This window comes from Klebsiella sp. M041, assembly GCF_059759695.1.
On the sequence record NZ_JCAXWU010000013.1, the window covers coordinates 165,125 to 177,762 of the forward strand.

A 12,638-nucleotide genomic window follows, 5' to 3' on the forward strand; every position below is an offset into this window, starting at 1 on the left:
CAAAGAGTACGGAACCCACTCATGGATATTCGTAAGATTAAAAAACTGATCGAGCTGGTTGAAGAATCAGGTATCTCCGAACTGGAAATTTCTGAAGGCGAAGAGTCTGTTCGCATCAGCCGCTCTGCACCGGCCGCAAGCTATCCGGTTATGCAGCAGGCTTATGCTGCGCCGATGATGCAGCCTCAGGCACCTGCCGCCGCGGCTGCCGCGCCAGCTGCAGCAGCAGAAGCGCCGGCAAAAGCGGAAATCAGTGGTCACATCGTACGTTCCCCGATGGTTGGTACTTTCTATCGTACGCCAAGCCCGGACGCGAAAGCGTTTGTGGAAGTTGGCCAGAAAGTTAACGTGGGCGACACCCTGTGCATCGTCGAAGCGATGAAAATGATGAACCAGATCGAAGCCGACAAAGCCGGCGTGGTGAAAGCCATTCTGATCGAAAGCGGCCAACCGGTAGAATTCGACGAGCCGCTGGTAGTTATCGAGTAACGAGGCGAACATGCTGGATAAAATTGTCATCGCTAACCGTGGCGAGATCGCACTGCGCATCCTGCGTGCCTGTAAAGAACTGGGCATCAAGACCGTTGCTGTGCATTCCACCGCGGATCGCGATCTAAAACACGTATTGTTAGCGGATGAGACGGTCTGTATCGGTCCGGCTCCGTCCGTAAAAAGCTATCTGAACATCCCAGCTATCATCAGCGCCGCTGAGATCACCGGCGCGGTAGCGATTCACCCGGGGTATGGCTTCCTCTCCGAGAACGCCAACTTTGCTGAGCAGGTTGAGCGCTCCGGCTTTATCTTCATCGGCCCGAAAGCCGACACTATCCGCCTGATGGGCGACAAAGTGTCCGCGATCACCGCCATGAAAAAAGCCGGCGTCCCGACCGTACCTGGTTCTGACGGCCCGCTGACCGACGACATGGACGCTAACCGCGCCCATGCTAAACGCATCGGCTATCCGGTGATCATCAAGGCCTCCGGCGGCGGCGGCGGTCGCGGTATGCGCGTTGTGCGCAGCGACGCTGAACTGGCCCAGTCCATCTCCATGACCAAAGCGGAAGCCAAAGCGGCTTTCAACAACGATATGGTCTACATGGAGAAATACCTGGAAAACCCACGTCATATTGAAATTCAGGTACTGGCGGACGGTCAGGGCAACGCTATCTATCTGGCTGAACGTGACTGCTCCATGCAGCGTCGTCACCAGAAAGTGGTCGAAGAAGCGCCGGCGCCGGGCATCACTCCGGAACTGCGTCGCTACATCGGCGAGCGTTGCGCGAAAGCCTGTGTCGATATCGGCTACCGCGGGGCGGGTACCTTTGAGTTCCTGTTCGAAAACGGCGAGTTCTACTTCATTGAAATGAACACCCGTATCCAGGTAGAGCATCCGGTAACTGAAATGATCACCGGCGTTGACCTGATCAAAGAGCAGCTGCGTATCGCAGCCGGCCAGCCGCTGTCCATCAAGCAGGATGAAGTGGTGGTTCGCGGCCATGCGGTGGAATGCCGTATCAACGCCGAAGACCCGAACACCTTCCTGCCGAGCCCGGGTAAAATTACCCGTTTCCACGCGCCGGGCGGCTTTGGCGTGCGCTGGGAGTCCCATATTTACGCCGGCTACACCGTACCGCCGTACTATGACTCCATGATCGGCAAACTGATCTGCTACGGCGAAAGCCGTGACGTGGCGATTGCCCGCATGAAGAATGCGCTGCAGGAGCTGATCATCGATGGCATCAAGACCAACGTCGATCTGCAGATGCGCATTATGAGCGACGAGAACTTCCAGCATGGTGGCACCAACATCCACTATCTGGAGAAAAAACTCGGCTTGCAGGAAAAATAATTCTGCTCTCTCAGCAAAAGGCCGGATTTTCCGGCCTTTTTTCTTTTTCTCTCTCCTCATCTATACCATGCGGTACAATCCCCGCTTTCTTTATCCTCAAGGGACAAAAAATGGACAAACGCTTTGTTCAGGCCCACAAAGAAGCGCGCTGGGCGCTGTGGCTGACCCTTCTCTATCTTGCCGCCTGGCTGGCCGCCGCCTATCTGCCGGGGGTGGCTATCGGTTTTACCGGCCTGCCCCACTGGTTTGAAATGGCCTGCCTGCTGGTTCCGCTGCTGTTTATTCTGCTGTGCTGGGCGATGGTCAAACTGGTTTTCCGCGACATTCCTCTGGAGGACGATGATGCAGTTTGAGGTCATTATTCCCCTGATCGCCTATCTGGTGGTGGTGTTCGGCTTATCCCTTTACGCCATGAGAAAACGCGCCTCAGGAAGCTTTCTTAATGAGTACTTTCTCGGCAGCCGCTCGATGGGCGGCTTCGTGCTGGCCATGACGCTAACCGCCACCTATATCAGCGCCAGCTCATTTATAGGCGGACCCGGCGCCGCCTATAAATACGGCCTGGGCTGGGTGCTGCTGGCGATGATCCAGCTCCCCGCCATCTGGCTGTCGCTGGGCGTACTGGGAAAAAAATTCGCCATCCTTGCGCGTCGTTACAATGCCGTCACCCTCAATGACATGCTGTTTGCGCGCTACCAGAGCCGTCTGCTGGTCTGGCTGGCCAGCCTGAGCCTGCTGGTAGCCTTCGTTGGCGCCATGACCGTCCAGTTTATTGGCGGCGCCCGCCTGCTGGAGACGGCTGCGGGTATTCCCTACGATACCGGTCTGCTGATCTTCGGCATCAGCATCGCGCTGTATACCGCCTATGGCGGCTTTCGCGCCAGCGTGCTCAACGACACCATGCAGGGCATGGTGATGCTGATCGGCACGATCGTGCTGCTGGTGGGGGTGATCCACGCCGCCGGCGGGATTAGCCATGCGGTAGAGACCCTGCAGTCGATCGACGTCAAGCTGGTGTCCCCGCAGGGGGCGGAAGATATCCTCTCGCCAACCTTTATGGCCTCGTTTTGGGTGCTGGTCTGCTTCGGCGTCATTGGCCTGCCGCATACCGCCGTACGCTGTATCTCCTACAAAGACAGCAAAGCCGTGCATCGCGGCATCATTATCGGCACTATCGTAGTGGCGATCCTGATGTTTGGCATGCACCTGGCCGGCGCGTTAGGGCGGGCGGTGATCCCCGACTTAACCGTACCGGATCTGGTGATCCCGACGCTGATGGTCAAAGTGCTCCCGCCCTTTGCGGCAGGGATCTTTCTGGCCGCGCCGATGGCGGCGATTATGTCGACGATCAATGCCCAGCTTCTGCAAAGTTCCGCTACGATCATCAAGGATCTGTATCTGAACTGGCGTCCGGATCAGGCGACTAACGAAAAGCGGCTAAAACGCATGTCCGCCGGCATCACGCTCCTGTTGGGTGTTCTGCTGCTGCTCGCGGCCTGGCGACCGCCGGAGATGATTATCTGGCTGAATCTGCTGGCCTTCGGCGGCCTGGAAGCCGTCTTCCTGTGGCCGCTGGTATTGGGCCTGTATTGGGAACGTGCTAACGCGACTGGCGCGCTGAGCGCGATGATCGTGGGCGGCGTGCTGTATGCCGTACTTGCCACGCTGAAAGTGCAGTTTCTCGGCTTCCACCCGATCGTTCCCGCGCTGCTGCTGAGTTTACTGGCGTTTGTGGCAGGGAACCGTTTCGGCCGTCCCGCACCACAGCCACCTATTTTGACTACTGATAAATAAAGAGTTTTGCTATGCCATGGATCCAACTGAAACTAAATACCACCGGCGCGAACGCTGAAGATCTTAGCGATGCGCTGATGGAGGCCGGATCGGTCTCGATCACCTTCCAGGATACGCACGATACGCCGGTATTTGAGCCGTTGCCCGGGGAAACCCGGCTGTGGGGCGATACCGACGTGATCGGCCTGTTCGATGCCGAAACCGATATGAAAGCGGTCGTTGCCCAACTGGAGCAGCACCCGCTGCTGGGCGCCGGCTTCGCGCATAAGATCGAGCAGCTGGAAGATAAAGACTGGGAGCGGGAATGGATGGATAACTTCCATCCGATGCGTTTCGGTGAGCGGCTGTGGATCTGCCCGAGCTGGCGCGACGTTCCGGATGAAAATGCCGTCAACGTGATGCTCGATCCGGGTCTGGCCTTCGGTACCGGCACGCACCCGACGACATCCCTGTGCCTGCAGTGGCTCGATGGACTCGACCTCAACGGAAAAACGGTCATTGATTTTGGCTGCGGTTCCGGCATCCTGGCGATTGCCGCACTGAAGCTGGGGGCCGCAAAAGCGATCGGCATTGATATCGACCCGCAGGCTATTCAGGCCAGCCGCGATAACGCGCAGCGTAACGGCGTCTCTGAGCGTCTGGAGCTCTATCTTCCTCAGGACCAGCCGGAGTCGATGAAAGCCGACGTCGTGGTCGCCAATATCCTGGCTGGCCCGTTACGTGAGCTGGCGCCGTTAATCAGCGTCCTGCCCGTTTCAGGCGGTTTGCTGGGACTTTCCGGCATCCTTGCCAGCCAGGCGGAGAGCGTCTGTGAAGCCTACGCCGATCTCTTCACCCTTGACCCGGTGGTCGAAAAAGAGGAGTGGTGCCGGATCACCGGCCGGAAAAACTAAGCGCAATGCGGCCTGTGGGCCGCATTTTTGTTTCCAGTAGCCACCAAATAATGCCAGGAAATGAGAGGCAGATCGCACTACAGAGCACTTTTTTGGCTATAAAAACAGCGTTTTATATCGCCTGGTAGCGAGTTTGTCTAAGAAAAATCGAGAAGTTTTATGATTTTATAAATGGACACAAATTATCCATCAGCCATTAAATCAATGATTAATATAAGTATTTATTCATTCCTTTTACGTTAGTCCCGGATTCATTGATCTGCAACAGAGGATTGCTCAAAGTTTGGCCTTTCATCTCGTGCAAAAAATGCGTAATATACGCCGCCTTGCAGTCACAGTATGGTCATTTCTTAACTCATGCGCATCGGACACCACCAGCTCAGAAATCGCCTGATCGCAGCGCCCATGGCTGGCATTACAGACAGACCATTCCGGACGCTGTGCTACGAGATGGGAGCGGGTTTAACCGTTTCCGAGATGATGTCCTCTAACCCACAGGTGTGGGAGAGCGACAAGTCCCGTTTACGGATGGTGCATATTGATGAGCCCGGTATTCGTACCGTGCAAATCGCCGGTAGCGTGCCGGAAGAGATGGCTGCCGCCGCGCGGATTAACGTGGAAAGCGGCGCCCAGATTATTGATATCAATATGGGATGCCCGGCGAAAAAGGTGAATCGCAAGCTTGCAGGTTCAGCCCTCTTGCAGTACCCCGACCAGGTGAAGTCGATCCTGACGGCGGTCGTGAATGCGGTGGACGTTCCTGTGACTCTCAAGATTCGCACCGGTTGGGAACCGGAACACCGTAACTGCGTAGAGATTGCCCAACTGGCCGAAGAGTGTGGCATTCAGGCTCTGACTATTCACGGACGCACCCGCGCCTGCTTGTTTAACGGAGACGCTGAGTACGACAGTATTCGGGCAGTTAAGCAGAAAGTTTCCATTCCGATTATCGCGAATGGCGACATTACTGACCCGCTTAAAGCCAGAGCTGTGCTCGACTATACAGGGGCTGATGCCCTGATGATAGGCCGTGCAGCTCAGGGAAGACCCTGGATCTTTCGGGAAATCCAGCATTATCTGGACACTGGAGAGCTGCTGCCCCCGCTGCCGCTGGCAGAGGTCAAGCGCTTGCTTTGTGCGCACGTTCGGGAATTGCATGACTTTTATGGTCAGGCAAAAGGGTACCGAATCGCGCGTAAACACGTCTCCTGGTATCTTCAGGAACATGCTCCAGATGACCAGTTTCGGCGCACATTCAACGCCATTGAGGATGCCAGCGAACAGCTGGAGGCGTTGGAGGCATACTTCGAAAATTTTGCGTAATAGAAATAAAGAGCTGACAGAACTATGTTCGAACAACGCGTAAATTCTGACGTACTGACCGTTTCTACCGTTAACTCTCAGGATCAGGTAACTCAAAAGCCCCTGCGTGACTCGGTTAAACAGGCACTGAAGAACTATTTTGCTCAACTGAACGGTCAGGATGTGAATGACCTGTATGAGCTGGTACTGGCTGAAGTTGAACAGCCCCTGTTGGACATGGTGATGCAATACACCCGTGGTAACCAGACCCGCGCTGCCCTGATGATGGGCATCAACCGCGGTACGCTGCGTAAAAAACTGAAAAAATACGGCATGAACTGATACTAGTCAGTTGCTTGCTTGATATAAAAGGCGCTCTTCGGCATGGGGAAGCGCCTTTTTTATTACCTGCGGCAGCGGGACACATTACTGATTCACCGCCCGCAGTACCGGCGTCTCCGATACACGAGCAGCACAGACTACCGCCATAATATTATCCACCAGCGCAGGCGCCTGCTGATAAAGATCGACGCGTTGCGGATCGAGCAGCCAGTTTTTAATTAGTCCGGAAAAGGCGCTGTGTAAAACAATTAATATCACTTCAATATTTGTTTCGGCTGGCAATATATTGTTACGCACACAGCACTGCAGCATGCCGCCGATGAGCGAATAATTAAAGCCAATGCGCTGGCGAATTTCATTTTCCGAAAGCATATCATTGGCAAACTCGCAGCGCTGATAAAGAATTTGCATCAGCGCGCGCTGGCGAGGATTCGCAGCAATATAGCGGAGCCCGGTAATAAACCGCTCGCGCAATGCATTTAAAGGCTCCTGTTCATTCTCTGTTGCGAGGCTATGCTGAATCAAATCCCTGAGCGGTGGCTGCTGCTGCCACATTTCATTAAACAGCTCGGTCTTACTGGCAAAATGCCAGTAGACGGCGCCGCGGGTCACTCCCGCCGCATCAGCAATATCCGTCAGGGTCGTGTTGGTCACCCCCCGCAGAGCGAACTGCTGGATCGCGGACTCAATCAGGAGCTGCCGCGTGCGTAGCGCCTCTTCTTTCGTTTTTCTTGCCATACAAGCCCCCTTCCCGCCGGACAGGATATTTAGGATTTTCTGAAGATCGCTTAACCTAACATTTGTCATGGAATATTTTTTAGCAAAAATGCAGACAAGTTAATTCTGACGCCATCGTCAAATAAATTACCCAAATCAATATTAATAAATAACTCATTCACGGAATTGATGTCTATTTATTAAGATTTACAATTAAGGTAAACAGAATAAAAAGGCTGCGCGCTTTTTTGTTTTTGCGTGCCTTGCTGATTGTCCCAAAATAACTATCCCTTACATCCAGCGGCGTTTATTTGTAGGATGGCAAACTGCTTTTTAATTCCCTCTTTCTTTCACAGATTCGCCGCCGAATTTGGCACGTAATCTATAAGGAACCGCCATGACTACTCACGCCAGAGTGACACTTTTATCCGGTTTAATTATCTCGGCCTTATTGCTTACCGGCTGCGATAATTCGGACAATCCGCAACCCCATGCCCAGGCGCCGCAGGTGACGGTCCATGTCGTGAACAGCGCGCCGCTGTCGGTCACCACCGAACTGCCAGGGCGAACTTCAGCTTTTCGCGTGGCGGAAGTCCGCCCTCAGGTAAGCGGTATTATCCTGAAGCGTAACTTTGTTGAAGGAAGCGATGTCGAAGCAGGCCAGTCGCTCTATCAGATCGATTCGGCAACCTACCAGGCGGCGTGGAACAGCGCCAAGGGCGATGAGGCAAAAGCCGAAGCCGCAGCCGCCATCGCCCACTTGACGGTGAAACGCTACGTTCCGCTGCTGGGTACCCAGTATATCAGTCAACAGGAATACGATCAGGCGGTAGCCACCGCCCGCCAGGCCGATGCCGACGTCATCGCAACCAAAGCCTCCGTGGAAAGCGCCCGCATCAACCTGGCCTACACCAAAGTGACCTCTCCCATTAGCGGACGCATCGGTAAATCGAGCGTCACCGAGGGGGCATTGGTTACCAACGGTCAGTCGGATGCCCTGGCCACCGTCCAGCAGCTCGATCCGATCTACGTCGACGTGACGGAATCCAGCAATGACTTCATGCGCCTTAAGCAGGAAAGCCTGCAACGCGGCGGCGACACCAAAAGCGTTGAACTGCTGATGGAGAACGGCCAGGCCTATCCGCTTAAGGGTTCGCTGCAGTTCTCCGACGTCACTGTCGATGAAAGTACAGGTTCAATTACCCTGCGCGCTATCTTCCCTAACCCGCAGCATGTCCTGCTGCCGGGGATGTTCGTCCGCGCCCGCATCGATGAAGGCACCGATCCGCAGGCCATCCTGGTGCCGCAGCAGGGGGTGACTCGAACGCCGCGGGGCGATGCCTCCGTCATGCTGGTGAATGACAAAAATCAGGTTGAGACCCGTCAAGTGGTGGCTTCCCAGGCCGTGGGCGATAAGTGGCTTATCACCAGCGGGCTGAAGCCGGGCGATAAGGTGATTGTCAGCGGCTTACAGAAAGTCCGTCCGGGCGTCACCGTTAAAGCAGAAGTGGAGCGTGCGGCACCGGTCGCGCAATAAGGATACCCAGCCATGTCTAAGTTTTTTATCCATCGACCGGTCTTTGCCTGGGTGCTGGCCATCATCATGATGATTGCCGGCGGTCTGGCCATTCTCCAGCTGCCGATAGCGCAGTATCCGACGATTGCGCCCCCTGCGGTGGCGATCTCCGCCACCTATCCCGGTGCGGATGCTCAGACCGTGCAGGACACGGTCACTCAGGTTATTGAGCAGAACATGAACGGTATCGACAACCTGATGTATATGTCATCGACCAGCGATTCCGCCGGCTCAGTAACCATCACGCTTACCTTTAAGTCCGGCACCGATCCGGATATCGCCCAGGTGCAGGTGCAAAACAAACTGCAGCTGGCCACCCCGCTGCTGCCTCAGGAAGTCCAGCAGCAGGGAATTAGCGTAGAGAAGTCCAGCAGCAGCTTCCTGCTGGTGGCCGGCTTTATCTCTGATAACCCGGTCACCACCCAGGATGATATTTCCGACTATGTCGCCTCTAATGTTAAAGATCCCATCAGCAGACTCAACGGTGTGGGCGATGTACAGCTGTTCGGCGCGCAGTACGCCATGCGCATCTGGCTGGATGGCAACCTGCTGAACAAATACAACCTGACGCCGGTGGACGTCATCAATGCGCTACAGGTTCAGAACGATCAGATTGCCGCCGGCCAGCTGGGCGGTACGCCAGCGCTGAAAGGCCAGCAGTTGAACGCGTCGATCATTGCCCAGACGCGGCTTAAAGATCCGCAGGAGTTTGGCAAGGTCACGCTGCGGGTCAATGCCGATGGTTCTGTCGTCCATTTGAAAGATGTCGCCCGCGTTGAGCTGGGCGGTGAGAACTACAATGTCGTCGCCAGAATTAACGGTAAGCCCGCTTCTGGTCTGGGTATTAAGCTCGCGACCGGCGCCAACGCGCTGGATACTGCCACCGCGATTAAAGCGAAGCTGGCCGAACTGCAGCCTTACTTCCCCCAGGGAATGAAGGTGGTCTATCCGTACGATACGACCCCTTTCGTCAAAATCTCTATTCACGAAGTGGTCAAAACGCTCTTTGAAGCGATTATTCTCGTCTTCCTTGTCATGTATCTGTTCCTGCAGAACATGCGCGCTACGCTCATTCCGACCATTGCCGTGCCCGTCGTGCTGTTGGGTACCTTCGCGGTACTGTCGATGTTTGGCTACTCCATCAACACCCTGACGATGTTTGGTATGGTGCTGGCGATAGGTCTGCTGGTCGATGACGCCATTGTGGTGGTGGAAAACGTCGAACGTGTGATGGTTGAGGAGAAGCTCTCGCCAAAAGAAGCGACCGAAAAATCGATGTCGCAGATCCAGGGGGCGCTGGTGGGTATCGCCATGGTGCTCTCTGCGGTATTCGTGCCGATGGCCTTCTTCGGCGGTTCCACCGGCGCGATTTATCGCCAGTTTTCGATCACCATCGTTTCCGCCATGGCGCTCTCCGTACTGGTTGCCCTGGTGCTGACGCCAGCGCTTTGCGCCACGTTGTTGAAGCCAGCCTCAGCTGAACACCATGAGAAAAAAGGATTTTTCGGCTGGTTTAACGCCCGTTTTGACCAGAGCGTTAACCACTACACCAACAGCGTCAGCGGTATTTTGCGTGGAACTGGCCGTTACCTGGTGATCTATCTGCTGATCGTCGTGGGAATGGCCGTGCTGTTTATGCGTCTTCCGACATCCTTTCTACCCGATGAAGACCAGGGGGTCTTCCTGACCATGATCCAGCTGCCTTCCGGCGCTACCCAGGAGCGGACACAGAAAGTGCTGGATACCGTGACCGACTACTATCTGCATAACGAGAAGGCTAACGTCGAAAGCGTCTTTACCGTTAACGGCTTCAGCTTCAGCGGCCAGGGACAAAACTCCGGCATGGCGTTTGTCAGCCTGAAACCATGGGAAGCACGCAGCGGTGATAAAAACAGCGTGGAGTCCATCATCAAGCGAGCCACCGTGGCCTTCAGCCAGATCAAAGACGCCATGGTTTTCCCGTTCAACATGCCTGCCATTATTGAGCTGGGTACCGCCACCGGCTTCGACTTTGAGCTGATCGACCAGGGCGGGCTAGGCCATACTGCCCTGACGCAGGCGCGCAATCAACTGCTGGGCATGGTGAAACAGCATCCGGATCAGCTGGTACGGGTACGGCCTAATGGGCTGGAAGATACGCCGCAGTTCAAACTGGATGTCGACCAGGAAAAAGCGCAGGCGCTGGGCGTATCGCTCTCCGATATCAATGAAACGATATCCGCTGCGCTGGGCGGGTACTACGTCAATGACTTTATTGACCGTGGTCGCGTCAAGAAAGTGTACGTCCAGGCTGATGCCCATTTCCGTATGCTGCCGAGCGACATTAACAATATGTATGTTCGTAGCGCCAATGGCGAAATGGTTCCGTTCTCCGCCTTCGTCACTTCGCGCTGGATATATGGCTCGCCGCGTCTGGAACGCTACAACGGTTTACCCTCCATGGAGATCCTCGGTGAAGCCTCGCCGGGCAAGAGTACCGGGGAAGCCATGGCGCTGATGGAAGCGCTGGCCAGTAAACTGCCGAGCGGTATTGGTTACGACTGGACCGGGATGTCTTACCAGGAACGCCTTTCCGGCAACCAGGCTCCCGCGCTCTATGCCATCTCGCTGATTGTCGTCTTCCTGTGCCTGGCGGCGCTGTATGAGAGCTGGTCGATTCCGTTCTCAGTCATGCTAGTGGTTCCGCTGGGTGTGATCGGCGCGCTGTTAGCCGCCACGCTGCGTGGGCTGAATAATGACGTTTACTTCCAGGTAGGCCTTCTGACCACGATCGGTTTGTCGGCGAAGAACGCGATCCTGATCGTCGAATTCGCCAAGGATCTGATGGAGAAAGAAGGGAAAGGGATCATTGAAGCAACCCTGGAGGCATCGCGGATGCGCCTGCGACCCATTCTGATGACCTCTCTGGCTTTTATTCTCGGGGTCATGCCGCTGGTGATTAGCCATGGTGCCGGCAGCGGGGCGCAGAATGCGGTGGGTACCGGCGTCATGGGCGGGATGCTAACCGCGACACTGCTGGCGATCTTCTTTGTTCCGGTCTTCTTTGTGGTCGTCAGACGACGTTTTACCCGGCACGCTGAATAACCCGGCCTGGTATTAAAAGCGCCCCTGCGGGCGCTTTTTTTTCGCCTGGTATATGAGCAACCACTACAGCTTACCGCTATCTGACAACCGCTATCGCGCGCGGCAGCGATGGGATACGATCGTTCTCTCCATCTTTTCTGCATATTCCCCTGCTTATCTTCACGATATTTACGTGGCTCATATATTGAGATGATTTCGGCATCCGGGCCGGACAATCCGCGGTGATAAAATAAGCCATTCCGTTCTGCACTGGCTCTCAGTACAACCCTGCGGATTATCCAGAGGTAATATCATGAAAAAGTATTTAATCGTGGCGCTGCTGGCCTCTCTGCTGGCAGGCTGTGCCCATGACTCTCCCTGCGTGCCGGTGTATGACTCGCAAGGCCGCTTAGTCCACACCAATACCTGTATGAAAGGCACAACAGAAGACAACTGGGACACCGCAGGCGCGATCGCTGGGGGCGCCGCCGCGGTAGCCGGCCTCACGTTAGGGATCGTCGCGCTGACCCGCTAATTCTCCCCCGACCAGCAGATACAGGGGCTAGCGTCGAACCTGTATCTGCTCTTCTGCGCATCATCCACATGACAACCGAACAAACAAACTCACTGTCCCTTGCTGCATTACGCGCAAATCGGCTTTGACGGGTTTCCCCCTGGCGGCAGGACTGCTTATCGACAGATAACACAAAAGCAGAAGGCCCAGTCTTTCGACTGGGCCTTCTGCTTTATTTGATGCCTGGCGATTCCCTACTCTCACATGGGGAGACCCCACACTACCATCGGCGCTACGACGTTTCACTTCTGAGTTCGGCATGGGGTCAGGTGGGACCGCCGCGCTATTGTCGCCAGGCAAATTCTTTACAACGTGCCGAACTTTAACCTAAAAAGTGGTGCTGATACCCAGAGTCGAACTGGGGACCTCACCCTTACCAAGGGTGCGCTCTACCAACTGAGCCATATCAGCACGCTAAATTTGATGCCTGGCAGTTCCCTACTCTCACATGGGGAGACCCCACACTACCATCGGCGCTACGGCGTTTCACTTCTGAGTTCGGCATGGGGTCAGGTGGGACCACCGCGC

General features: G+C 55.4%; 11 protein-coding genes, 1 tRNA gene and 2 rRNA genes. 10 read left to right on the forward strand and 4 right to left on the reverse strand.

From position 1 onward, the window contains the following. Positions 1 to 21: 21 nt before the first annotated feature. The 7 genes from accB to fis all read left to right on the forward strand — a co-directional run bounded on the left by accB (position 22) and on the right by fis (position 6,180). Complete coding sequence (gene accB, locus AC6CWS_RS18285; protein ID WP_004206250.1) at positions 22 to 489, forward strand: acetyl-CoA carboxylase biotin carboxyl carrier protein; 468 nt, start codon at positions 22 to 24, stop codon at positions 487 to 489. A gap of 10 nt (positions 490 to 499) precedes the next feature. Beyond that, positions 500 to 1,849: an acetyl-CoA carboxylase biotin carboxylase subunit gene (gene accC / locus AC6CWS_RS18290; RefSeq protein ID WP_004174096.1), complete on the forward strand. Its 1,350-nt coding sequence runs from the start codon at positions 500 to 502 to the stop codon at positions 1,847 to 1,849. Between the two features lie 110 nt (positions 1,850 to 1,959). Next, positions 1,960 to 2,202 (forward strand): DUF997 family protein, encoded by a 243-nt coding sequence (locus AC6CWS_RS18295; protein WP_004206253.1) that lies wholly within the window; start codon positions 1,960 to 1,962, stop codon positions 2,200 to 2,202. After that, on the forward strand, positions 2,192 to 3,643 hold the full coding sequence (gene panF / locus AC6CWS_RS18300) for a sodium/pantothenate symporter (RefSeq protein ID WP_065882600.1): 1,452 nt from the start codon (positions 2,192 to 2,194) through the stop codon (positions 3,641 to 3,643). The genes AC6CWS_RS18295 and panF overlap by 11 nt, the downstream gene beginning before the upstream one ends. A gap of 11 nt (positions 3,644 to 3,654) precedes the next feature. Further along, positions 3,655 to 4,536, forward strand: a complete 882-nt coding sequence (prmA, locus tag AC6CWS_RS18305) for a 50S ribosomal protein L11 methyltransferase (RefSeq protein ID WP_004144971.1) — start codon at positions 3,655 to 3,657, stop codon at positions 4,534 to 4,536. A 357-nt stretch (positions 4,537 to 4,893) separates the two neighbouring features. Continuing rightward, complete coding sequence (gene dusB, locus AC6CWS_RS18310; protein WP_004144972.1) at positions 4,894 to 5,859, forward strand: tRNA dihydrouridine synthase DusB; 966 nt, start codon at positions 4,894 to 4,896, stop codon at positions 5,857 to 5,859. Positions 5,860 to 5,883: 24 nt separating this feature from the next. Next, a complete protein-coding gene (gene fis / locus AC6CWS_RS18315) occupies positions 5,884 to 6,180 on the forward strand; it encodes a DNA-binding transcriptional regulator Fis (RefSeq protein WP_000462905.1) in 297 nt (98 codons plus the stop codon). 84 nt (positions 6,181 to 6,264) lie between these two features. On the opposite strand, the gene envR is transcribed toward fis, so the two are convergent. Then, entirely contained in the window at positions 6,265 to 6,918 is a 654-nt protein-coding gene (gene envR, locus AC6CWS_RS18320; protein ID WP_023291162.1) for an acrEF/envCD operon transcriptional regulator, read from the reverse strand. 376 nt (positions 6,919 to 7,294) lie between these two features. On the opposite strand from envR, the gene AC6CWS_RS18325 reads away from it, so the two are divergent. The 3 genes from AC6CWS_RS18325 to AC6CWS_RS18335 all read left to right on the forward strand — a co-directional run bounded on the left by AC6CWS_RS18325 (position 7,295) and on the right by AC6CWS_RS18335 (position 12,071). Beyond that, entirely contained in the window at positions 7,295 to 8,434 is a 1,140-nt protein-coding gene (locus tag AC6CWS_RS18325; RefSeq protein ID WP_065882599.1) for an efflux RND transporter periplasmic adaptor subunit, read from the forward strand. A 12-nt stretch (positions 8,435 to 8,446) separates the two neighbouring features. Then, positions 8,447 to 11,557, forward strand: coding sequence for an efflux RND transporter permease subunit (locus tag AC6CWS_RS18330; protein ID WP_023291164.1), 3,111 nt, complete (start codon positions 8,447 to 8,449; stop codon positions 11,555 to 11,557). A 292-nt stretch (positions 11,558 to 11,849) separates the two neighbouring features. Next, positions 11,850 to 12,071: a putative periplasmic lipoprotein gene (locus AC6CWS_RS18335; RefSeq protein WP_004206262.1), complete on the forward strand. Its 222-nt coding sequence runs from the start codon at positions 11,850 to 11,852 to the stop codon at positions 12,069 to 12,071. A gap of 220 nt (positions 12,072 to 12,291) precedes the next feature. On the opposite strand, the gene rrf (AC6CWS_RS18340) is transcribed toward AC6CWS_RS18335, so the two are convergent. From rrf (AC6CWS_RS18340) to rrf (AC6CWS_RS18350), 3 genes are all read right to left on the reverse strand, one after another. Continuing rightward, a 5S ribosomal RNA gene (gene rrf, locus AC6CWS_RS18340) occupies positions 12,292 to 12,407 on the reverse strand. Positions 12,408 to 12,445: 38 nt separating this feature from the next. Next, a tRNA-Thr gene (locus tag AC6CWS_RS18345) sits at positions 12,446 to 12,521 on the reverse strand. A gap of 14 nt (positions 12,522 to 12,535) precedes the next feature. Further along, positions 12,536 to 12,638: ribosomal RNA gene (gene rrf / locus AC6CWS_RS18350) — 5S ribosomal RNA — on the reverse strand; the annotation flags it as partial.

Coding starts and splice junctions, on each gene's coding strand:
- panF (WP_065882600.1), top strand. CDS start 2,192: ATGCAGTTTGAGGTCATTATTCCCCTGATCGCCTATCTGGTGGTGGTG.
- envR (WP_023291162.1), bottom strand. CDS start 6,918: ATGGCAAGAAAAACGAAAGAAGAGGCGCTACGCACGCGGCAGCTCCTG.
- AC6CWS_RS18295 (WP_004206253.1), top strand. CDS start 1,960: ATGGACAAACGCTTTGTTCAGGCCCACAAAGAAGCGCGCTGGGCGCTG.
- dusB (WP_004144972.1), top strand. CDS start 4,894: ATGCGCATCGGACACCACCAGCTCAGAAATCGCCTGATCGCAGCGCCC.
- accB (WP_004206250.1), top strand. CDS start 22: ATGGATATTCGTAAGATTAAAAAACTGATCGAGCTGGTTGAAGAATCA.
- accC (WP_004174096.1), top strand. CDS start 500: ATGCTGGATAAAATTGTCATCGCTAACCGTGGCGAGATCGCACTGCGC.
- AC6CWS_RS18330 (WP_023291164.1), top strand. CDS start 8,447: ATGTCTAAGTTTTTTATCCATCGACCGGTCTTTGCCTGGGTGCTGGCC.
- fis (WP_000462905.1), top strand. CDS start 5,884: ATGTTCGAACAACGCGTAAATTCTGACGTACTGACCGTTTCTACCGTT.
- AC6CWS_RS18325 (WP_065882599.1), top strand. CDS start 7,295: ATGACTACTCACGCCAGAGTGACACTTTTATCCGGTTTAATTATCTCG.
- AC6CWS_RS18335 (WP_004206262.1), top strand. CDS start 11,850: ATGAAAAAGTATTTAATCGTGGCGCTGCTGGCCTCTCTGCTGGCAGGC.
- prmA (WP_004144971.1), top strand. CDS start 3,655: ATGCCATGGATCCAACTGAAACTAAATACCACCGGCGCGAACGCTGAA.